This is a genomic window from Streptomyces sp. ASQP_92, assembly GCF_025399895.1.
GTDB lineage: Bacteria > Actinomycetota > Actinomycetes > Streptomycetales > Streptomycetaceae > Streptomyces.
Genome location: NZ_JAODUA010000003.1, coordinates 232,250 through 254,588 on the forward strand (window position 1 = coordinate 232,250; position 22,339 = coordinate 254,588).

17 protein-coding genes are annotated in these 22,339 nt (G+C 72.0%); 9 read left to right on the forward strand and 8 right to left on the reverse strand.

Translation table 11 applies throughout. From position 1 onward, the window contains the following. Positions 1-150 precede the first annotated feature (150 nt). The 4 genes from helR to N4G70_RS10615 all read left to right on the forward strand — a co-directional run bounded on the left by helR (position 151) and on the right by N4G70_RS10615 (position 4,257). Entirely contained in the window at positions 151-2,346 is a 2,196-nt protein-coding gene (gene helR / locus N4G70_RS10600; RefSeq protein WP_261712296.1) for an RNA polymerase recycling motor ATPase HelR, read from the forward strand. 197 nt (positions 2,347-2,543) lie between these two features. Next, the gene (locus N4G70_RS10605) at positions 2,544-3,020 is read left to right on the forward strand and encodes a VOC family protein (RefSeq protein WP_261712297.1); all 477 of its coding nucleotides are present in this window, start codon (positions 2,544-2,546) and stop codon (positions 3,018-3,020) included. Positions 3,021-3,203: 183 nt separating this feature from the next. Then, on the forward strand, positions 3,204-3,824 hold the full coding sequence (locus N4G70_RS10610) for a hypothetical protein (protein ID WP_261712298.1): 621 nt from the start codon (positions 3,204-3,206) through the stop codon (positions 3,822-3,824). 67 nt (positions 3,825-3,891) lie between these two features. After that, on the forward strand, positions 3,892-4,257 hold the full coding sequence (locus N4G70_RS10615) for a hypothetical protein (RefSeq protein ID WP_261712299.1): 366 nt from the start codon (positions 3,892-3,894) through the stop codon (positions 4,255-4,257). A 600-nt stretch (positions 4,258-4,857) separates the two neighbouring features. Here N4G70_RS10615 and N4G70_RS10620 read toward each other — a convergent pair. Beyond that, positions 4,858-6,090, reverse strand: coding sequence for a class I SAM-dependent methyltransferase (locus tag N4G70_RS10620; protein ID WP_261712300.1), 1,233 nt, complete (start codon positions 6,088-6,090; stop codon positions 4,858-4,860). Between the two features lie 85 nt (positions 6,091-6,175). On the opposite strand from N4G70_RS10620, the gene N4G70_RS10625 reads away from it, so the two are divergent. Both N4G70_RS10625 and N4G70_RS10630 read left to right on the forward strand, forming a co-directional pair. Continuing rightward, on the forward strand, positions 6,176-7,081 hold the full coding sequence (locus N4G70_RS10625) for a polysaccharide deacetylase family protein (RefSeq protein ID WP_261712301.1): 906 nt from the start codon (positions 6,176-6,178) through the stop codon (positions 7,079-7,081). 19 nt (positions 7,082-7,100) lie between these two features. Further along, positions 7,101-7,973, forward strand: coding sequence for a polysaccharide deacetylase family protein (locus N4G70_RS10630; protein WP_261712302.1), 873 nt, complete (start codon positions 7,101-7,103; stop codon positions 7,971-7,973). A 656-nt stretch (positions 7,974-8,629) separates the two neighbouring features. Here the strand turns inward: N4G70_RS10630 and N4G70_RS10635 are convergent. The 3 genes from N4G70_RS10635 to N4G70_RS10645 form a co-directional block, all read right to left on the reverse strand. Further along, a complete protein-coding gene (locus tag N4G70_RS10635) occupies positions 8,630-9,814 on the reverse strand; it encodes an LCP family protein (protein ID WP_261712303.1) in 1,185 nt (394 codons plus the stop codon). Between the two features lie 190 nt (positions 9,815-10,004). Continuing rightward, entirely contained in the window at positions 10,005-11,039 is a 1,035-nt protein-coding gene (locus N4G70_RS10640; protein WP_261712304.1) for a cell wall metabolism sensor histidine kinase WalK, read from the reverse strand. Between the two features lie 314 nt (positions 11,040-11,353). Beyond that, positions 11,354-12,043: a response regulator transcription factor gene (locus tag N4G70_RS10645; RefSeq protein ID WP_261712305.1), complete on the reverse strand. Its 690-nt coding sequence runs from the start codon at positions 12,041-12,043 to the stop codon at positions 11,354-11,356. Between the two features lie 233 nt (positions 12,044-12,276). On the opposite strand from N4G70_RS10645, the gene groES reads away from it, so the two are divergent. From groES to N4G70_RS10660, 3 genes are all read left to right on the forward strand, one after another. Then, the gene (gene groES / locus N4G70_RS10650) at positions 12,277-12,585 is read left to right on the forward strand and encodes a co-chaperone GroES (RefSeq protein ID WP_003998759.1); all 309 of its coding nucleotides are present in this window, start codon (positions 12,277-12,279) and stop codon (positions 12,583-12,585) included. A gap of 137 nt (positions 12,586-12,722) precedes the next feature. Next, entirely contained in the window at positions 12,723-14,351 is a 1,629-nt protein-coding gene (groL, locus tag N4G70_RS10655; RefSeq protein ID WP_261712306.1) for a chaperonin GroEL, read from the forward strand. 88 nt (positions 14,352-14,439) lie between these two features. Beyond that, positions 14,440-17,928: a hypothetical protein gene (locus N4G70_RS10660; RefSeq protein WP_261712307.1), complete on the forward strand. Its 3,489-nt coding sequence runs from the start codon at positions 14,440-14,442 to the stop codon at positions 17,926-17,928. Positions 17,929-17,953: 25 nt separating this feature from the next. On the opposite strand, the gene N4G70_RS10665 is transcribed toward N4G70_RS10660, so the two are convergent. The 4 genes from N4G70_RS10665 to N4G70_RS10680 are packed head-to-tail and all read right to left on the reverse strand — an operon-like array spanning position 17,954 to position 22,334. After that, entirely contained in the window at positions 17,954-18,982 is a 1,029-nt protein-coding gene (locus tag N4G70_RS10665; protein ID WP_261712308.1) for a hydroxyacid dehydrogenase, read from the reverse strand. Between the two features lie 58 nt (positions 18,983-19,040). Beyond that, the gene (locus N4G70_RS10670) at positions 19,041-19,913 is read right to left on the reverse strand and encodes a carbohydrate ABC transporter permease (RefSeq protein WP_261712309.1); all 873 of its coding nucleotides are present in this window, start codon (positions 19,911-19,913) and stop codon (positions 19,041-19,043) included. Beyond that, entirely contained in the window at positions 19,910-21,001 is a 1,092-nt protein-coding gene (locus N4G70_RS10675; RefSeq protein ID WP_261712310.1) for a carbohydrate ABC transporter permease, read from the reverse strand. Before N4G70_RS10675 ends, N4G70_RS10670 begins: the two co-directional genes overlap by 4 nt. Positions 21,002-21,005: 4 nt before the next feature. Then, positions 21,006-22,334, reverse strand: a complete 1,329-nt coding sequence (locus N4G70_RS10680; protein WP_261712311.1) for an ABC transporter substrate-binding protein — start codon at positions 22,332-22,334, stop codon at positions 21,006-21,008. Positions 22,335-22,339 lie beyond the last annotated feature (5 nt).

Genomic DNA, 22,339 nt, shown 5'->3' on the forward strand with positions numbered 1-22,339 from the left:
CGGGGCCGGAAAAAAGAAGAAGGCAAGGAGTACGTACTCTCCTCGCCACTATCAAGATATAGCGCACAGGGGGGCTTGCGGCAAGGCCCCCGTCGTACCGCAGAATCACTCGCCTCGGGCCAGTACCTGCGGAAATGGGAGATTCACGAAGTGCGTGTGCGTGTGCCGTCGTCGGTTTCAGAATCCAGTACCGCCGTCGCGTTCGACCTGCCCGACCGTCTCGCCGCCAAGGCCGACCCCGCGCTGATCGGGGGCGACGAGCGGCACTTCGCGGCCGTCGCCCGCACCCTCGACGAGACGATCGCCGAACTCTCCGACCACCTCGCCGAACTGCGCCGGGCACCCGGCGGCATCGGCCGGGCGGCCATGGACCGGGACGTCGAAGTCCACCAGGCGACCGGCCGGCTGCGCGCCCTGAGCCGCTTCGGCCTCGATCTCTGCCTCGGGCGCATCGTCGCCGCCGACGACCCCGAGCCCCTCTACATCGGCCGCCTCGGCCTCACCGACCGCGAGGGCCGCCGGCTCCTGATCGACTGGCGCTCGCCCGCGGCCGAGCCGTTCTTCGCGGCGACCCACGCCGACCCGATGGGCCTGGCGAGCCGTCGCCGCTACCGCTGGACCCGCGGCCGGATCAGCGACTACTGGGACGAGGTGTTCAGCGCGGACGGGCTCGAAGGGCATGCCGCCCTCGACGACCAGTCCGCGTTCATCGCGAGCCTGGGCACCAACCGCTCGGCCCGGATGCGCGACGTCCTGTCCACCATCCAGGCGGACCAGGACGCCATCATCCGCGCCGGGTCGCGCGGCGCCCTCGTCGTCGACGGCGGGCCCGGCACGGGCAAGACCGTCGTCGCCCTGCACCGGTCCGCCTATCTGCTGTACTCCGACCCGCGCCTGGGCCACCGGCGCGGCGGCGTCCTGTTCGTCGGCCCGCACCGCCCCTACCTGGATTACGTCGCCGACGTGCTGCCCAGCCTCGGCGAGGAGGGCGTACAGACCTGTGTGCTGCGGGACCTCGTCACCGAGGGCGCGTCGGCCACGCGGGAGAGCGATCCGCGGGTGGCCCGCCTCAAGTCGTCCGTCGAGATGGTCGGGGCGATCGAGAAGGCCGTCGCCTTCTACGAGGAGCCGCCCACCGGCGCGATGACCGTCTCCACCCCCTGGTCCGACATCCAGCTGACCGCCGAGGACTGGGCCGAGGCCTTCGACGCGCCGGGACCCGGCACCCCGCACAACGAGGGGCGCGAACTGGTCTGGGAGGCGCTGGTCACGATCCTCCACGACAAGCACGACGGCGAGGAGGTGACGCCGGAGGAGTTCCGGTCGGCGCTGCGCCAGGACCGCGAACTGGTCGACGCCCTGCACAGCGCGTGGCCGCTGCTCGAAGCGGCCGATGTCGTCGGCGACCTGTGGTCGGTGCCCGCCTATCTGCGGATGTGCGCGCCCTGGCTCGGCCCCGACGACCTGCGCAGCCTGCGGCGCGCGGATCCGGCGGCCTGGACGGTGTCCGACCTGCCGCTCCTGGACGCGGCCCGCCAGCGGCTCGGCGACCCCGAGGTGGAGCGGCGCAGGCGACGGCACGAGGCGGTCGTCGCCGCCGAGCGTGCCCGGATGTCCGGCGTCATCGACGAGATCATCTCGGCCTCCAACTTCAACTCGGCCGGTGACGAGAGCGAGGGCGCCCTGAGGATGCTGCGCGGAAAGGACCTCCAGGACGCCCTGATCGACGACAGCGCCCTGCCCGCCGCCGAACCGGACCTGCTGGCCGGCCCGTTCGCGCACATCGTCGTGGACGAGGCCCAGGAACTCACCGACGCCGAGTGGCAGATGCTGCTCCTGCGCTGCCCCTCCCGGAGCTTCACCATCGTGGGCGACCGGGCCCAGGCCCGGCACGGCTTCACCGAGTCGTGGCGCGAACGGCTGGAGCGGATCGGGCTCGACCGGATCGAGGTGGCCTCCCTCGGCGTCAACTACCGCACGCCACAAGAGGTCATGGCGGAGGCCGAGCCGGTCATCCGGGCCGCGCTGCCGGACGCCAACGTACCGACGTCCATCCGCAGCGGAGGCGTCCCCGTCGGACACGGCACCGTCGACGAGCTGGACTCGATCCTGGAGACCTGGCTCGCCGAGCACGACGACGGGATCGCCTGCGTGATCGGCGACCCCGGGTTCCGGGCCACGTCCCGGGTCCGCTCGCTCACGCCGGAGCTGTCGAAGGGCCTCGAATTCGACCTCGTCGTCCTTGTCGAGCCGGAGCGGTTCGGCGAGGGCATCGAGGGGGCGGTGGACCGCTATGTCGCGATGACCAGGGCGACCCAGCGGCTCGTCGTGCTCACCGGCTCCTGAACCCCGGGGGCGAACCGCGGGGGGCCGGCCGCGGCCGTCGGAAATGTTGCCGCCCGGCCCCGGCGATGCTGTGCTGAAACGGCGGGGCCTAAGGGAATCGGCGTTCGGGGCCGTGCCGCCGATGAGTTTCGGGCGCGGGTCGGGTCCACCTCGTGATGCCGCCCGCACGGGGTCAGGCAACGGCAAGGAGGCCGACCATGTCCGCGCAGATCACCCAGAAGATCACCACCTTCCTCTGGTTCGACGACCAGGCCGAGGAGGCCGCCGAGCACTACGTCTCCATCTTCGGCGGGGATTCGCGCGTCGTGGCCGTCACGCACTACGCGGCGTCGGCGCCCGGGGAGACCGGATCGGTGATGACGGTCGAGTTCGAGCTCGCCGGGCAGCGCTTCACCGCCCTCAACGGCGGCCCCCAGTTCACCTTCACCGAGGCGATCTCCCTCTCGGTGGGCTGCGCCGACCAGGCGGAGATCGACCGGTTCTGGACGCTGCTCAGCGAGGGCGGCGAAGAGGGTCCGTGCGGCTGGCTGAAGGACAAGTACGGCCTGTCGTGGCAGGTAGTCCCGGCCGAACTGCCCGAGTTGCTCACCGGCGACGGGGACAAGGCCGACCGGGTCATGGCGGCGGTCATGGACATGAAGAAGCTTGACGTCGACGTCCTGCGGGACGCGTAGACCCGCGGGACGCGTAGTCCTGCGGGACGCCGGGACCGGCCCCCAAGTCGCCGTCGTGGCGGGCCAGTTGACGGGCACGCCATGGGGACTGAGGCGGGGGAGCGGTGGCGAACCGGCCACCTGTTGTGAACATGACGCAGGGGGGTCTCCAGGCCGGCGGGAGGCCCCGATAATCTCGGGCGCATGTCGTCCCGCTCGCTGCTCCCGCCGTCGCCGCCACCCGTCGCGATACGTTCCTGGCCCGACCGCAACGCGCTGCTCGCGGACCGGGCGCAGGTTCTCGAAGCGCTGGTCAGGGGGTACTTGGGGGCCGGCCGGCTCGGTTTGCTCTGGCTGTGGGCGGCGCTGTTCGCGCTCGGCTGGTCGCTGGTCGGCACGGCGCTCACCTCGCTGACCGACGTCCTCACCGCGATCGTCGGCGGGGTGTTCCTGCTGCTCGGCCTCGGCGTGATGATCCCCACCGGCCTGGCCGTCGGATTCGGGCTGCGCAAGGACCGCCGGATACGCCAACTCCTGTACCAGTGGGCCGAGTTGGACCGCGACCCCGTACTCGACCGCAATCTGCGCAGACCCGGACTGAGCCTGGCGTGGCTGGTGCCCTCGGTGCTGCTGTGCGCGGGCGGGCTCGGCGTCTGCCTGGTGCTGCCGGCGACCGCCGTCCCCGGTCACGACACCTACGCGCTCGTCGCGTACGGCATGGGCCTCGGCCTGATCTGCTGGCTGACCGGGCTCATCGGGGTCATGAAGGCGACCGCGTACCGGCGTTGGGTCCAGCGGTCCCTCGCCTTCGGTCCACCCCGCTGACCCCCGGCCTATCCTGAGCCTGGCGCCGCGCGACGCGGTGACACATCTCGGGGGAAGGACGGCCGCCATGGCCTGGTACTGGTGGATTCTGATCGTTTTCTGGATGGGCGGGTTCGGCTGGGCGATCGACAACGCCCGGACGGCGCTGCGGACGCGGCACGAGCGGAAGATGGAGCGGCTGGAGGCGGCCAAGCAGGAACGGCTCGCCCTGGAGGCCGCGCAGCGGCCGCCGGAGCCGGTGTGCGGGTGCACGCACCACTTGGCCAAGCATGACAAGGCGGGCAAGTGTCATGAGCGGGTTGAGGTTCCGGTTGCGTGGGACGAGGGCAAGAAGCCGCTGCGGTTTGAATCCGGGCGGTGCAACTGTCAGCAGTATGTGGGGCCTCAGCCGTTGTCCCACGTCTACGCGGACGAACTGACCGACCTCGCCTGACCCCGGGGCGCCCCCTCCGCGGTTCCCCGCGCCCCCAACTCCCTTTCGGCCTGCGGGCCGGGGTCGCTCTTCTGCGCAGTTCCCCGCGCCCCCAAGGCTCGTCTTCGTCTGCGGGTCGCAGGGGGCTGGTCGCGCAGTTCCCCGCGCCCCTGAAACCCTCTTCGGTCTGCGGGCCGTGGTCGCTTCTCGCGCAGTTCCCCGCGCCCCTGGCAGTGCTGGTGCTGGCCCGCATCGGGCATTTCAGCCCGTCCGGCGTTTGAGGACGAGCGCCGTTCAGGCGCGATACGGGGTCTGGGGCGGAGCCCCAGGAAGGCCCGAACCATCCAACCCGCTACACGGGTGGGTGGGGGGGGCGAGGTGCCTGGGGTCTGGGGCGGAGCCCCAGGGGGCCGGAACCATTCAACCCCGCTGCACGGGTGGGTGGGTGGGCGAGGTGCCTGGGGTTTGGGGCGGAGCCCCAGGGTGCCGGAACCATTCAACCCCGGTGCACGGGCGGGTGGGTGGGCGAGGTGCCTGGGGTTTGGGGCGGAGCCCCAGGAGGGGCCGGAACCTTCCAACCCGCTGCACGGGCGGGTGGGTGGGCATAGTGGCCCCGGGTCTTCAGGGGCGGGGCGGAGCCGCGGGTGGGGGGAGGGGGGTGCCGATCAGCATCGTGGGGGCGCCGGCGACGCGGGTCAGGAAGACCGTCGCCGCATGCGGCCCCCGCAACTTCACCCGCCGCCGAATCTCCTCCGGCTCCACCGCCGACCCCCGCTTCTTGACCGTCAGCACCCCCACCTCCCGCTCCCGCAGCACCGCCTTCAACTTCTTGAGGTTGAACGGGAGTTGGTCGGTGATCTCGTACGCCGAGGTGTACGGGGACGCGTACGGCTCGTCACTGGTGACGTACGCGATCGTCTCGTCGATCAGACGACCCCCGCACCGCTCGACGATCTCGGCCACCAGATGCGCCCGGATGACCGCACCGTCCGGCTCGTACAGATAGCGGCCGACCGGGCCGACCGGCGGCGCCGCGAGCGGGGCCGCCGTCCACAGGGCGGCGGAGGACGGCAGCAGGGTGGCGCGGACCGCGCCCGGGGTGACTCCGGTGCCGAACCAGAGCACCGCTTCCTTCACGTCGCCCCCGTCCGAGATCCACTCCGCCTCGGCCTGCGGCGGGATCGCCTCGTGGGGGATGCCGGGAGCGATCTTCAACGCGGCGAAGGGGGCCGCCAGAGCCGCCGAGACGGCCCACGAGAGCGGCGGCGAGTAGGCCTCCGGGTCGAAAATGCGGCCCCGGCCGCCGCGCCGCGCGGGGTCCACGAAGACCGCGTCGTAGGGGCTCGTGTCGATGTCGGTCACGTCGGCGCAGCGCACCTCGATCAGGTCCGCGAGACCCAGCGCCGCCGCGTTGGCGCGGGCCACCGCCGCCGTCAGCGGGTCGCGGTCGACGGCGAGGACGTGGATCCCGGCCCGGGCGAGGGCCAGCGCGTCGCCGCCGATGCCGCAGCACAGGTCGGCGACGGAGCGTACGCCGCGTGCGGCGAAGGCGCGGGCGCGGTGGGTGGCGACCGAGGCGCGGGTCGACTGCTCGACGCCGTTGGGCGTGAAGTACATCCGGTGGGCGTCGGCCGCGCCGAACTTCGCCACCGCCCGCTGCCGCAGCCGGGCCTGCCCGAGCGCCGCCGACACCAGGTCCGCGTCGTGCTCGCGGCGCAGCCGGGTGGCGACCGCCAGCTCCTGCGACGGGTCGTGGTCCCGCAGGGATGCGAGCAGGGCGCGGCCCTCGTCGGTCAGCAGGAGGGAGAAGGTGTCGAGGTCGTTCACCCCGCCATTGTCGTCCAGCCGCCGCATCGCTGTGGGCCAGCCGGGCGATGGTGGGGCGCTCGCGGCGGTGTCGTACGGGCGGGGGGCCCGGCACCTGACAGGATGCGGCGCCATGCAACTAGTACGACAAAAGGGAAAATCTCGGGCAAAGGTCCTCTGTGGTGCCCTCGGGCTCGTGGCCGCCCTGCTCGCCTCCGGCTGCGCGGCCGAGGACGCCGGGACGGGACACCACGGCGCGCAGGCCGCCAAGAAGGGCCCGGCCGGCGCTCTCGCCGACTACTCCGAGCAGCTCCAGCACACCGAGGCCGCCCGGCTCGCGGCCGTCAAGAAGTGGGGGCTCGCCAAGCCGCCCCTGCTCGCGCCCCCGGTGCCCGCCGTCAAGCCGAAGATCACCAATCGCGCCGGGTTCGAGACGGACGGCGGTGACTCGCTGCCGCCCGTCTTCACCACCGTCCCCACTAAGGACAAGATCGTCTTCCTGACGATCGACGACGGCGCCGAGAAGGACCCCACGTTCCTGAAGATGATGCAGGAACTCCGCATCCCTTACAGCGCGTTCCTCAGCGACTACCTGGTCAAGAACGACCACGAGTACTTCAGGAAGATGCAGGGCCTCGGGGTCACGCTCAACAACCACACCCTCAACCACCGCTATCTGCCCGGGCTCTCCTACGACGAGCAGCGGCACGAGATCTGCGACCAGCAGGACAAGATCGGCCAGTGGGCGGGCAAGCGGCCCCGGCTGTTCCGGCCGCCGTACGGGAACTACAACGAGGACACCCTCAAGGCCGCCCAGTCCTGCGGCATCAAGGCCGCGCCGCTGTGGGCGGAGGAAGCCTTCACCGACCACATGGAATGGCGCGAGTGGGACCGCGACCTGCACCCCGGCGACATCATCCTCAGCCACTTCCGGGGACGCGAGGACTGGAACGGGACCATGCCCGACATGGTCCGCCAGGTGATGAAGGTGATCACCGACAAGGGGTACGCCGTGGCCCGTCTGGAGGACTACGTGTGACCGGGGCCGGGGAGCCGAGGTGAGGCGCGCGCACCGGTTCCGGGCCGCCCTGGCCGGACTGCTCGCCGCCGGTGCGCTGCTCGGCCCACTCGCCGGATGTACGGAACAGGCCGCTCCGGTGGGCCCGTTCCAGCGGCTCGGACGCAAGGCCGCCCAGCGGGGTGTGCCCCGCGTCGGGCCGGACGCGCGGGCGGCCGCCGCCCGGCACTGGGGCCTGGGCGGCCCGCTGACGGTCGCGCCGCGCCCCGCCGCCGGGCAGGGACCGGAGCTGCCCTATGTCATCGACCACGTGCCGATGCGGGCGAAGGTGGTCTTCCTGACCTTCGACGGCGGACCGGGCGTCGACCCCGGTTTCGTACGGCTGGTGCGCGACCTCGCGCTGCCGGTGACGCTGTTCCCCACCGATGCGGCGGCCGACACGGAGGGCGAGGCCGGGGCCGGCCCCGATACGGCGGCTCCGCCCGGCCGGGACCGCGTCGAGGCGCTGCGCGCGCTCGGCGCCGGGGTGCACGACCACGCCCCGCACCTCCGCGACCTGCGCACCCTGGACCACGCCGGGCAGCGGGCCGAGATCTGCGGCCGCCGGGGCCGGCTCGCCACCCGGGCGGGCGAAGTCCGTCCACGGTTGCTGAGACCGCCCTACGGTGCTTACGACGCGACCACCCTGCGGGCTGCCAAGGAGTGCGGGATCACCGCGGTCGTGCTGGCCCGCGCCACCATGACGCCCGATGGTCTGCGCTACGCCGGGGGTGCCTGTGGGCTGCGGCCCGGGGACATCGTGCGGGCCCCGCTGCCCGCGCCCGGCGACGGTGCGGCGCGGCTGGCGGTGCGCCTCCTGGAACAGGTCCGCGCCCAGGGCTTCGCGGTGGGCCACCTGGAGGACCACCTCTGAACGCGCCCGGGCACACCCCTCTGGGGCTCCGCCCCAGACCCCGTATCGCGCCTTAAGGGCGCTCGTCCTCAATCGCCGGACGGGCTGAGGTTGCCCGATGCGGACCAGCACCGAGTAGTTAGGGGCGCGGGGAACTGCGCGAGAAGCGACCACGGTCCGCAGGATCGAGAGGGGTTAGGGGCGCGGGGAACTGCGCGAGAAGCGACCACGGTCCGCAGGCGAAAACGGGGTTCGAGGGGCGCGGGGAACTGCGCGAGAAGCGGGCACGGTCCGCACGATCGAGAGGGGTTAGGGGCGCGGGGAACTGCGCGAGAAGCGACCACGGTCCGCAGGCGAAAACGGGGTTCGAGGGGCGCGGGGAACTGCGCGAGAAGCGACCACGGTCCGCAGGATCGAGAGGGGTCAGGGGCGCGGGGAACTGCGCGAGCGGTCCCGCGGGGCCGGGGCGCGTGGGGAGGGGCGGCTCCGGGCGGCGACCGCTGCCGAGGCCGAACAGGGCCGCGAACTCATAGGTGGGAGAGCGGAGTTGACCCGTCATGGCCATCGAGGCCGCCGCATGGCCGAAAACGGTCACCGCGACGACGAGCGTCAGGAGCAGGGCCTCCGCGCGCCGCGCCGCCGCCGGATCGCGACGCGCCCCGTCCCGCCCGCCCGGATCAGTCCACGCACGGGATGCCGCCGCCGTCCAGGACCGGGGCCGACGGTTTCTCCGGTGCCGGCTTCGGGTCGGGGGTGGCGCCGGGCCCGGCGGGCACCGCGGGCGGGGTGGAGCGCACGGGATGGATGGCGTCGGCGACGATCCGCTTGATCTTCGCCGGGTCGACGATGTTGACGTCCTCGCCGCGGTGTTCGGCGAACCGCTCGATGGGCAGCGTCGTGAACTCCACGTTCCCTCCCGACAGGTTCTTGGCCTGCTTGAGGAAGGACAGGAGGTCCCAGCCCTGATCGGTGACGAGGTCCTGTTTGGCCGTGTTCAGCAGATGCAGCAGGCGGACCGGGTCGGTGAAGGTGCCCACCGAGTCGAGCTTGTGCGTCGCCGAGGCGAGGAAGGCCTGCTGACGCCGGGTGCGGTCCAGATCGCCGCCGGCCAGACCGTGCCGCTGGCGCACGAACGCCAGCGACTGCTGACCGTTCAGGGTCTGCTTCCCGGCCGGGAAGTCGGCGCCCGAGTACCGGTCCTTGACCGGCTTCTTCAGGCAGACCGTCACACCGTCCAGAGCGTCGGCCAGGTGGTAGAAACCGGCCAGGTTGACCTCGGCGAAGTGGTCGATGGGCACCCCGAGGAAGGCGCGTACCGTCTGGATCTCGGCCCGGCGCCCCGCCTCGCGGCCCGCCGTCTCCAGCTTCCGCCGGTCGGTGACGCCCTGGGCAGCCAGCTTCTCCTCGGTACGGGCCTTCTCCAGACCGTACGCCTTCTTGATCTTGTCCTGGCCGTGGCCCGCGATGTCGACCAGGTCGTCGCGGGGCACGGAGAACGCCCTGGCCCTGCCACCGTCGGCCGGGACGTGCAGCAGGATCAGGGTGTTGGTGTTGTAGCCGCCGATGTCGGAACTGCCCGCGTGCAGCTTGTCGAGGACCTCGGGCGGCAGGTCGTCGCCGTTCTGGTCCTTGCGGCTGTCCAGACCCATCAACAGGATGTTGGTGTCCCCGCCCACGGACGTGGGCGCGCCGTCCGCGAGCGCCCGCGAGGTGCCGATGCTTCCGGACAGATCGCGGTACAGGTACCAGCCGCCGGCCAGGGCGCACAGCACCAGGACGACGGCGCACGCGGCGAGGGTGCGCACCAGGCGCCTCGCGCTCCAGCGCTTCTCGCGACGGTGGGTGATCGGGCTGCGGCTCATGCGACGGTGGCTCACGCCGACCGATGCTGGGGCCCCGGCGCTGAAGGAAACCTGAGAGTCCTGAAGCCCCCTTCAGGAACCGCCTCGGCGCGGGCCGCGTCCGGGGACGGTTTCCCCGGACCGGTTTCCCCGGACCGGTTTCCCCGGGCCGGTTTCCCCGGGCCGGTTTCCCGCCCGGTGTTCGCTCGCCTCAGAACCGTCCCGGCAGCCGCACCCTGAAGCGGGCGCCCGGGCCCGGCCCGGCCGTCAGGTCGCCGCCGTGGGCCCGTGCGATCTCCCGCGCGATCGCCAGGCCGAGGCCGGTGCCGCCGCTCTGGCGGGTGCGGGCGGCGTCCAGGCGTACGAAGCGCTCGAAGATCCGGGACCGGTCGGCGGCCGGGACGCCGGGACCGTCGTCGACGACGTCGAGCACCGCCTCGTTCCCCTCCCGGGCGGCCCGCACCCGTACTCCGGTACGGGCGTGGCGCACCGCGTTGTCGACCAGGTTGGCCAGCATCCGCTCCACCTGCGCGGGGTCGCCGCGCACCGGCACGGGCGCGTCCGCGACGAGCTCGACCGGGACCCGGGCGGTCCGCCTGCGGGCGGCGTCCTCGGCCGCCAGCAGAGTCAGGTCGATCGGCTCGGACACGGGCTGCGGATGGGCGTCGAGGCGGGCCAGGAGCAGCAGGTCGGCGGCGATCCGCTGGAGCCGCTCGGTGTCGTCGAGCGCGGCCCGCACCGACGCCGGGTCCGGTGCGGCGAGGGCGACTTCGAGCCGGGAGCGGACCGCGGCGATCGGGTTGCGCAACTCGTGCGAGGCGTCCGCGACGAACTCGCGCTGACGGACGTGGGCCTGTTCCAGCCGGTCGAGGGTGGCGTTCACGGTCCGGGCGAGCAGGGCGACCTCGTCGGCACCGCCGGGGTCGGGCACCCGCCGGTCGAGCGCGCTGGAGCCGACCTCGGCGAGTTCGGTACGGATCGAGGTCACCGGGCGCAGCGCGAGCCCGGTGCCGGCCCAGGCGATGCCGGCCGCGAGCGCGATCAGCGGAGGGGCGCTGGCGAGCAGGGCCCAGCCGATGGCGCCGGTGGCGTCGTCGACGTCGCTCAGGACGGTCGTGCCGTACACATAGCTGGCCGGGCCGCCCGGCACCTGGGCGCGTACGACCACGGCGACCTCGTGGTGACCGCCCTCGGTCAGGGTCCGCGAGGCCGAGTCCTGGCCCGGCGGCGGCCGCAGGCCCGCCAACTCCCGCGCGGAGCCGGTCTGTTGGCTCGCGGCGACGAGCCCGCCCCCCCTCGTCCAGGACCACGACGAGGTCGACGCCGTCCTGCGGCGGAGGCAGCAGCGGGCGTACGGTCCCGGCGTCGACCTGGGCGGCGACCTTGCGGGCGGCCAGTTCGGTGCGGCCGGTGGTGTTGTCGAGCAGATTGGAGCGCAGCACGACATAGAGCCAGATCCCGCCCGCGGCCAGCAGGAGCGCCATCGCGAGCGCGGCGGCCGCGGCGACCTTCCCGCGCACGGTCCTCGGCAGCAGCCGTCCCGTCCGGGAGAGCCGGGGCTCAGCCCCCATCGGGGGCCATCCGGTAGCCGACCCCGTGCACGGTCAGGATCGATCGACGGCCGAACGGCGAATCGATCTTCTTTCTGAGCGAAGAGACATACACCTCGACGATGTTCGGGTCGATCCCGCCGTCCGGCCCCGCGCCGCTGTCCCAGACCTCGTCCAGGATGTGCTGCTTGGCGACGGCCCGGCCCGGCTCGGCCATCAGGCAGGCCAGGACGGCCAGTTCGCGGGCGGTCAGCTCGATCTCGCGCTCGCCGCGCCGGCAGCGCCGGGCGCCGGTGTCCAGGGTGAGGTCGCCGGCCTGGAGCGGGCCCGGGCGCTCGGCGCCGGCCCGCCGGACGAGGGCCCGCAGCCGGGCGAGCAGCACGACGAACGAGAACGGCTTGGTCAGATAGTCGTCGGCCCCCGAGTCGAGCCCGTCGGCCTCGTCGTACTCGCCGTCCCTGGCGGTCAGCATCAGCACCGGGGTCGCGTCGCCGAGCCGCCGCATCCGCCGGCAGATCTCGTATCCGCTGAGCCCCGGCAGCATCAGATCGAGCACGACCGCGTCGTATCCGCCGGTGAGCGCGAGGTCGAGGCCCCGGTGGCCGTCGTGGGCGAGGTCGACCCAGTGGCCCTCGGCGGAGATGCCCCGACGCAGTGAGTCGGCGAGCCCCGTTTCGTCCTCGACGACCAGAATGCGCATGCCGTCCAGGGTCACATACCGGCCGGATGTGCCCGGCGGGGTCCGCCGCGACGGTGGCAGATTGGCACTCCGCTTGACCGAGTGCTAACCGCCGTCCTAGTCTCGCTTCTGGCACTCCCCACCGGAGAGTGCCAAGTAGCGACGGGCAGGTCCGGCACCCGCGACGACGGATCCACCTGGTCGCCACCCCAGACAGTTAACCCCGTGAGATCTCCGAAGGGGGAGACCGGAACGTGACGACCACCAGCTCCAAGGTTGCCATCAAGCCGCTCGAGGACCGCATTGTGGTCCAGCCGCTCGACGCCGAGCAGACCACGGCCTCCGGCCTGGTCATTCCGGACACCGCCAAGGAGAAGCCCCAGGAGGGCGTCGTCCTGGCCGTGGGCCCGGGCCGCTTCGAGAACGGCGAGCGTCTGCCGCTCGACGTCAAGACCGGCGACATCGTGCTGTACAGCAAGTACGGCGGCACCGAGGTGAAGTACAACGGCGAGGAGTACCTCGTCCTCTCGGCCCGCGACGTGCTCGCGATCATCGAGAAGTAATTCACCGGAGTACACGAGTACTTCGACGCTCGAAGCGAACGCTTTGAGAGCTGCGCCCCTGGTCACCCCGCTGATTGCCGGGCGGCGAGGGGCGCAGTGTCATTAACCCGAGTTTTCGAGAGGGCTGAACCGCTCCCATGGCGAAGATCCTGAAGTTCGACGAGGACGCCCGTCGCGCCCTTGAGCGCGGCGTCAACAAGCTTGCCGACACCGTGAAGGTGACGATCGGCCCCAAGGGCCGCAACGTCGTCATCGACAAGAAGTTCGGCGCCCCCACCATCACCAACGACGGTGTCACCATCGCGCGCGAGGTCGAGCTCGACGACCCGTACGAGAACCTCGGTGCCCAGCTCGTCAAGGAGGTGGCGACCAAGACCAACGACATCGCGGGTGACGGCACCACCACCGCGACCGTCCTGGCCCAGGCGCTGGTCCGCGAGGGTCTGCGCAACGTCGCCGCCGGCGCCTCCCCGGCCGCCCTGAAGAAGGGCATCGACGCCGCGGTCAAGGCCGTGTCCGACGAGCTTCTCGCGACCGCCCGTCCGATCGAGGACAAGACGGACATCGCCGCCGTCGCCGCGCTGTCCGCCCAGGACAAGCAGATCGGCGAGCTCATCGCCGAGGCCATGGACAAGGTCGGCAAGGACGGTGTCATCACCGTCGAGGAGTCCAACACCTTCGGTGTGGAGCTCGAGTTCACCGAGGGCATGGCCTTCGACAAGGGCTACCTCTCGCACTACATGGTCACCGACCAGGAGCGTATGGAGGCCGTCCTCGACGACCCGTACATCCTGATCAACCAGGGCAAGATCTCCTCGATCCAGGACCTGCTGCCGCTCCTGGAGAAGGTCATCCAGGCCGGCGCCTCCAAGCCGCTCCTGATCATCGCCGAGGACGTCGAGGGCGAGGCGCTCTCCACCCTGGTCGTCAACAAGATCCGCGGCACGTTCAACGCCGTGGCCGTCAAGGCCCCGGGCTTCGGCGACCGCCGCAAGGCCATGCTCCAGGACATCGCCACCCTCACCGGTGCGACCGTCATCGCCGAAGAGGTCGGCCTCAAGCTGGACCAGGCCGGTCTCGACGTGCTCGGCACCGCGCGCCGCGTCACCATCACCAAGGACGACACCACGATCGTCGACGGCGGTGGCAACAAGGCCGACGTCGAGGGCCGCGTCAACCAGATCAAGGCCGAGATCGAGTCCACGGACTCCGACTGGGACCGCGAGAAGCTCCAGGAGCGCCTCGCGAAGCTGGCCGGCGGCGTGTGCGTGATCAAGGTCGGCGCCGCCACCGAGGTCGAGCTCAAGGAGCGCAAGCACCGTCTGGAGGACGCCATCTCCGCGACCCGCGCCGCGGTCGAGGAGGGCATCGTCTCCGGTGGTGGCTCCGCCCTGGTGCACGCCGCCAAGGTTCTGGACGGCAACCTCGACAAGACCGGCGACGAGGCGACCGGTGTCGCGGTCGTCCGCCGCGCCGTCGTCGAGCCGCTGCGCTGGATCGCCGAGAACGCGGGCCTGGAGGGCTACGTCATCACCGCCAAGGTGAGCGAGCTCGAGAAGGGCTTCGGCTTCAACGCCGCCACCGGCGAGTACGGCGACCTGGTCAAGGCCGGCGTCATCGACCCGGTCAAGGTCACCCGCTCCGCCCTGGAGAACGCCGCCTCCATCGCCTCCCTGCTGCTCACGACCGAGACCCTGGTCGTCGAGAAGCCGGCCGAGGAAGAGGCCGACGCCGGTCACGGCCACGGTCACGGCCACTCCCACTGACGCACCCCGTCAGCGGCACCACCCGGTAGTCGAGGCCCGGCATCCCCTTCGGGGGGTGCCGGGCCTTCGGCGTTGGCATGATGGGCGCATGGGGGAGGACGCGGGGCGGCGGCCGGTCGCGGTGACGGATGTGGTGGGGGCGGCGGTTGTGGGGGACCACAACGAGGTCCACGTCACCCAGGGCGCGGCGTCCCCAGTCCGTTCGGCGTACTGGGAGCAGGTGCGGCGGATCGCGCCTCCTGAACTGGTGGGCCGTGAGGCCGAGTTGGCGGAGCTCGCGGCCTTCTGTACGACCGACTCCGGACCCGCGTACACCTGGTGGCGCGCGGACGCCTGGGCGGGCAAGACGGCGCTGATGGCCCGCTTCGCCCTGCGCCCACCGGCCGGCGTCCGCGTCGTCCCGTTCTTCGTCACCGCGCGGCTCAGTGCCCAGAACGATGTGGTCGCCTACGCCGACGTCGTACTGGAACAACTCGCGGAACTGGCGGGCGAGGGCATTCCGGCACATCTGACGGCCGCCACCCGCGAAGCCCATCTGTTGCGCCTGTACGGGGTCGCCGCGCGGGCCTGCGCGGCGCGCGGGGAACGCCTGGTCCTGCTGGTCGACGGCCTCGACGAGGACCGGGGCGTCACGACCGGCCCCGACGCGCACAGCGTCGCGAGCCTGCTTCCGGAGCGCTCGGAGGCCGGGATGCGGGTGATCGTCGCGGGCCGTCCCAATCCGCCGATCCCCATGGACGTCCCCCACGGGCATCCGCTGCGGGACCCCTCGATCGTGCGCCCGCTCTCGGCTTCGGCCGAGGCGCAGGTCAACAGGGTCGCCATGGAAGCCGAGTTGAAGCATCTGCTGGCCTCGCCCGGTCTCGAACGCGATCTGCTCGGCCTGGTCGTCGCGGCCGGCGGCGGCCTGACCGCACCGGACCTCGCGGAGCTGACCGGGGAGGGGGAGTACTGGGTCCGCGACGTCCTGATGACCCGGGCGGGGCGGACGTTCGGTATGCGCGTCGAGGCCTACCTCCTGGCGCACGAGGAGCTCCAGAAGCACGCCGCCGTCATGCTGGGAGATCGTCGACTCGCCCTGTTCCGGGACAGGTTGTCCGCGTGGGCCGAGGAGTGGCGGCGTCGGGGGTGGGGCGCCGGGGCGCCCCAGTACCTCCAACGGGGGTACTTTCGGATGCTGCGGGCCGAAGGCGACCTGGAGCGGATGGCCGAGCTCGCGCTCGACGCGGCGCGCCAGGACCGGATGCTGGCGACCACGGGCAGTGACGCCGACGCGCTGGCGGAGATTCGCGCCGTCGAGGAGCTGAACCTGGAACGCGGCGGAGAGCGCGCCCTGGTGGAAATGCTGCGCGTCGCGGTGCGGCGGGACCGCCTGTTGGAGCGGGCGGCTGCCGTTCCGGGCGGGCTGCCCGGCGCATGGGCAGCGGTCGGCGAGGTGGCGCACGCCCTCGCCCTGGCCCGAGGCCTGCCGGACCGGGGGCGGCGGGCCAGGGCGCTGAACGACATCGCCCGCGTACGTGCCGAACAGGGCGACCGCGAGCAGGTGTTGGAGTTGCTGGCGGAGGCCGAGTCGGTGGTGGTCGAACGGGACGACCGGGTGCCGGCGTGGGAGTTCCTGCTCGGCGTGCTCGCGGAGACCTATGCCGAACTGGGGGAGCTGGGCCGGGCGCGGCGACTCCTTGTGGAACGGAACGACGAGGCCGCCGTCTGGCACTGGTCGCCCGCCCTCACGGTGGTCCGGGCCTGTCTGGACGCCGATGAGACCGCCCTCGCGCTGGAGATCGCCTCCGCCGCCCCGGACCCGGCGGGAGCGGAGGCGACCGGCCTGGTCGCCCGGCACCTGGCCCTGGCCGACCGCGTCGACCAGGCGCTTTCGACGGCGTGCGACGCCGAGCCCGCGGGCTTCCTGGTGGCTCTGGTGCAGGTGTCGGCCGTGCTGCGCGAGCGGGGCCGACAGGAGGAGGCCGACCTCCTCTTCGAGCGGATCCGGCGCGTGCCTCGCTCGGCACTGGAGGCGGAACCGATGTTCAAGGCCCTCATCCGGGCCGGTGATCTCGACCGGGCGTGGCAGGTGGCGCGGGGCGCCGAGCGCCACGGAGGCTTCGACAAGTCGAGGATGTGGGTGGTGTTCACCACGGAACTCGCGGCGGTCGGCGCGTTCGGCCTGGCCGAGGACGTGATCGCGCGGCTCCGCCCGCTCGACCGCGCCAGGGCGAGCGGGCCGCTGGCCGTGGCCCTGGCCAAGGCGGGTGAGTTCGACCGGGCCGAGTCCGTGGCGCGGCGGGATCGGGACCGGGACGCGTTGGCGGAGGTGGCCGCGGCGCTGACGGCGGCGGGGCATGTCGACCGGGCCTTGGAGCTCGCGGAGGATGTGGCCGTCGGATACAAGCGCCACGCCGTGCGGGTACGGGTCGTGGCGGCGCTGGCCGCGACGGGTGACCGGGACCGGGCCGCGGGCCTGGCCCGGTCCCTGCCGTACTGGAAGAACCGGGCCGACGCGCTCATCGCGGTGGCCCGCCCGGCGGCGAAGTCCGGCGATCGAGCATCGGCCGTGGCCCTGCTGACCGAGACCGAGACCGGGATGCACGCGGCACCGGACGCGATGACGCGCCTGCGCACGCTGTGCCGGGCCGCGCGGGCGCTCGCGGGGGCCGGCCATGGCGCGCTGGCCACGGCCGTGCTCGCGGACGTCGAACAGGTCCACGCGGACGTGGCGTCCGAGGAGGCGTCGGAAGCGCAGGCGCGTACCGAGATCACCGGCGAGGTCGCCGACGCCCTCGCGGCCGCCGGCGAGATAGAGCGCGCCGAGGCGTACTTCAGGGACGGGCTCGGCGCCGATGTCGCCCCGGCCGAGGCGTCCGTCGACGACGGTCCCCTCCTGTTCGACGCCGAGCAGCGGCCCGTGATGGCCCGGATCGCCCGAGCGGTCGCTGCGAGGGGCGACACCGAGGGCGCGTGGGCGCGCGCCGCGTCCCTCCCACGAGGCCTCCGGGAGTCGGCTCTCGCCGGCGTCGTCGTGGAGCTTGCCGGGGCCGGGCGGGACGATGAGGCCCGACGGCTGGCCGGGGAACTGTCCGGGATGGTGGCGGACGATCCCGGGCGCCAAGGGGTGGGTGAACTGGCCGCTGTGCGGCTGGCGTTGGGGGATGCCGAGGGGGCCGCAGCGCTGCTTGTCGACCTTGGGACGGGAACGGGTCCGCGACTGGGCGTTTCGCCGGTCGTGCTCACCACCCTGCTGACCCTGGGGCAGGGGGACCGGGCGGTGGAGCTGGCTACCGCTCACCGATTCCACGAGACATTGCCCAGGGCTTACGCCGAACTGATCGAGGCCTGTGCGGCGGCCGGGGACACGGCCCGCGCGGAGGCGCTGCTGGCATCGGCCGGGCTGACGGGTGAGTACGCGGCCCGCGCCTGCGCTGCGCTCGCCGTCGCGTCCGCACCGGTTCGCGCCCGGCTCCTGGCGGCTCAGGCGCTCCTTCACGGCGCCTGGACCACGGCCCTGCCCGCGGTGCTGTGCCTCGAACCGGCGGCCGCGCCCCTGGTCGTGGAAGTGCTGCGGGCCGGGCCGGGCCATTGAACCGCCCCATGTGCAGAACCGGCGCCTACGCCGACCGCCCCAACGACAACGGATGCACCGGATCCGCGAACGGCACCCCCGACACGAACCGTTCCACCTCGTCCAGTGCCTGATCCGCCATCCGGTACAGCTCGTTGCCGAGGGAGCCCGCGATGTGGGGGGTCAGCAGGACGTTCGGGAGGGCGTACAACGGGCTGTCCTGAGGCGGGAGTTCGGGGTCCGTCACGTCCAGGACCGCGTGGAGGCGGCCCGTGAGGAGCTCGGTGAGGAGGGCGGGCTCGTCCACCAGGGAGCCGCGCGCGGTGTTGACCAGGGTGGCTCCCGTGGGCATCAGGGCCAGTTGGCGCGCGCCGATCATGTGGTGGGTCTCGGGCAGCTGGGGCGCGTGGACGGAGACGACGCTGCTGCGGGCGCACAGCTCGTCCAGGGATACCGGTTCAACGCCCAGCGCCCCCGCTTCGGTTCCGCTCACATACGGGTCGTACAGCAGGACCTCGAAGTCGAAGGGGCGCAGCAGCTCGATCACGCGCCGGCCGATGCGCGACGCGCCGACCAGTCCGACGGTGCGCCGGTAGTTGCCGGTGCGGTCGGTCTCGCTCAGCCACTCGGGGGCGGTACGCAGCTCGGCGTAGTGCCGGGCCGAGCGCAGCACTTCCTTGCCCGCGAACAGGATCGCGGCCAGCGTGTACTCGGCGACCGGCAGCGCGTTGGCGGCGGCGGCCGAGGTCACGGCGATGCCGCGGGCCCAACAGGCTTTGGTGACATGGTGCTTGACGGAGCCCGCCGCGTGGACGACCGCGCGCAGGCGGGGGGCGGCGTCCAGGACGTGCTCGGTGAGCGGGGGAGCGCCCCAGCAGGTGAGCAGGAGCTCGGCGCCGGCCAGGGCCTCGGCGACCGGTCCGGTGGGCGCCGTGAGGTCGTGGGCGACGAGGTGCGGGTCGGTGCGGGTGAGGGCGGCGAGCCGGGTGCGGTGGCGCTCGGTGAGGAGGCGCTCCGCGATGCCGGGACCCATCGCGAGCAGCAGAGCGGGCCGGTTGTCAGTGGTGTGGTGCATGGTGGGACTGGGGCTCCTCACGAGGCGCTGGCCAGGGGTAACCGGATGTGGGGGCCGCTCATTTGACGCTGCCGGCGGCGAGCCCGGCCCTCCAGTGCCGTTGGAGGGAGACGAAGGCGACGATCAGGGGGATGACGGCGAGGAGGGAGCCGGTGACGACGAGAGGGTAGTAGCCCGGCTCGGCATGGGTGTTGCTGTTCCAGGCGTACAGACCGAGGCTCAGCGGGAAGAGCTTCTGGTCGCTGAGCATGACCAGGGGGAGGAAGAAGTTGTTCCAGATCGCGGTGAACTGGAAGAGGAACACGGTCACGAAGCCCGGCATCATCATGCGCAGACCGATCGACCAGAAGGTGCGCAGCTCGCCCGCGCCGTCGATACGGGCGGCCTCCAGAGCCTCGTCGGGGATGTAGCTCGCGCTGAACACCCGGGACAGATACACCCCGAACGGATTGACCAGAACGGGTATCAGGACCGACCAGTACGTGTTGACCAGGCCGACCTCGCTCGCCAGGAGATACATGGGCAGGGCGAGCGCCGTGGTCGGCACGAGCACGCCCAGCAGCACCACGCCGAACAGCTTCTCCTTGCCGTGGAAGGCGTACTTGTCGAAGGCGTACCCCGCGGCGACGCTGACCAGCGCGCACACGGCCGCGCCGCCACCCGCGTACACAAGGGAGTTGAGGTACCACCGGAAGTAGACGCCGTCGCCGTACGAGGCCAGCTGCGACAGGTTGTGGCCCAGGTCGAAGCCCCTGAACGAGAACGCCTCGCCGGACAGCAGACCGCCGGTGTCCTTGGTGGCGGCCGTGACCAGCCACACCAGGGGGAAGAGCGTGTAGACGACGGACAGCAGGAGCGCGCCGTTGACCGCGGTCCTGGACAGCCAGCGGCGCGAGGGCCACCGGGGTCCGGCGGTGGTGAAGGAGGTCATGCCGCGGCCCCCTTCCGTTGGGTGAGACGGGTGACGACGAAGGAGAGCAGGGCCGCCGCGAGGGCGAGGAGCACGGCGGAGGCGGCGGCCAGACCGTAGTCGTTGCGGCTGAAGGCCGCGGTGTAGGCGTACATGTTGGGCGTCCAGGTGGAGGTGACCGTGGAACTGCCGCCCTGATTGAGGATCAGGGGTTCGGTGAAGAGCTGGAGCGAGCCGATGACGGTGAACAGCGCCACCATCGTCAACGAGGCGCGGATCAGCGGGAGTTTGATGCCGAACGCGGTGCGCCACTCACCCGCGCCGTCCATGGTGGCCGCCTCCAGGACCGAGCGGTCGATGGCCTGGAGCGCCGCGTAGAAGATCACCATGTTGTAGCCGAGCCACTCCCACAGCGCGATGTTCACGACGGAGGGGAGCGTGCCGCCGGAGGAGAAGAAGTCGAAGCCGATGCCGCCGGAGTTCATGGCCCTCACGACCGGGCTGAGGCCCGGGGTGTAGAGGTAGACCCAGACCAGCGCGGCGATGATCCCGGGCACGGCGTGCGGCAGGAACAGGGCGAGCTGGAAGAAGCGGCGGGCGCGGGCCAGCGTCGAGTCGAGCAGCAGCGCGAGCGCGAGGGCGCCACCGACCATCAGCGGGATGTAGACCACGCAGTAGCCGGCGAGCACCCAGAAGCCCTCGCGAAAGGCTCGGTCACCCAGCGCCGCCGTGTAGTTGTCGAGCCCGCTGAACACGGAACGGGCGCCCCCGAAGCCGAGCCCCGACTGCTTCTCGGTGAACAGGCTCAGCCAGAGCGCGTACCCGATCGGCACCACCGTCACGGCGGTGAACAGGACGAAGAACGGGGCGAGGAGCACCCCCGCGGCGGCGTTCGTACGTCCCCGGCCCCGGCGGGCCGCCCGGCGGGTGGTGTCGGTGCTCGGGGTGTCCGGGGTGGTGGCGTGGGCCGGGGTGCTCGGAGTGCCCGGGGGTGTGGCGTGGGCCGGGGGGCCGGGGGTGGCCGGGGCGCGGGGGGTTTCCGTGTCCGGGCATGGCACGTGCGCGGCGCCTCCCGCCGCCGGCCCCTCGGCGCGCCCCTTCGTCCTCATGCGGTCAGCCCTCGACCTTCAGGCCGCGCTTCTTCAGCTCGGTCACGGTGGCGTCGTGGGCGGCCCTGATCGCGTCGGTGATCTTCACGGAGCCGCCGGCCACCTTGCCGAGCTGGTCCTTCAGCGTGGTGTTGGTGGTGCCCATGCTCGGGCCCCAGCCCCAGTTGGCGTTGATCGAGCTGCCCGCGGCGTCGAAGAGCCGGTAGATGTCCTGGCCGGTGTAGAAGCTCGCGTCGAAGGCCTTCTTGGCGGTCGGGCGCAGCGCGATGTCCGCCGGGAAGGCGCTCGACGTACCGGACTTGATGCGGGCGCCGACACCGTCCTCGGTGGTTGACATCCACCGGGCGAACTCCAGGGCCGCCGCGGTCTTGGTGCTGCCCTTGGTCACGGCCCAGGTGGAGCCGCCGAGCATGCCGCTGGCGGGCTTGCCGTCCCAGCTGGGGACCGGGGCCACCGCCCACTTGCCGCTCTGGTCGGGCACGGTGCCCTTGAGGACACCCGCGCCCCAGGAGGCGCCGAGGTAGCCGACGGTGGAGCCGTCCTTGAGGGAGGCCGTCCACTCGGGGCTGAAGGAGACCGCGTTCTGCACCAGCTTGTCGTCGATCAGGCCCTGCCAGTAGTCGGCGACCTTGTTGGTGGCGGCGTCGGCGGTGTTGAGCTTCCAGGTGTCGCCGTCGGCCTTGAACCACTGGGCCCCGGCCTGCCAGGCCATCGCCTCGAAGGTGGTGGGGTCGTCGGGGAAGAACGTGCCGATGTGCGCCTTGGGGTCGGCGGCCTTGGCCTTCTGTGCCGCTGCCTTGAACTCGGCCCAGGTCCTGGGGACTTCGATGTGGTTCTTCTCGAAGAAGTCCTTGCGGTAGTAGTACGCCTGGGGCGCCGCGTCGAAGGGGATCGCCCAGTTCTTGCCGCCGAGCGTGGTCTGCTGGATCGACTGCGGCAGGAACTGCTTCTTCACGTCGTCGGTGACGTACTCGCTGATGTCCTGGAGCGAGCCCTGGCTGACGAACTCCGGCAGCATCGGGTACTCGACGGTGACGAGGTCCGGGGCGTTGCCCGCCTTCACCGCGTTGGAGATCTTGGCGTAGCCGCCGGCGTTGCCGGAGGGGATCTCCTCGAACTTCACCTGGATGTTCTTGTGGGAGGCGTTGAAGGCGTCCACCACGTCCTTGGAGCCCTTCTGCCAGGCCCAGAACGTGAGGGTGACGGGCTTGTCGGCGGTGCCCTTGCCCGCGTCGCTCGTCTTGTCGCCCCCGCCGCCGCACGCCGTGAGCACGGCGAGAGCGGTGGAGGCGGCGACGAGGGCGGAGGTCGATCTGGTCCAACTGCGGCTCACGGAAC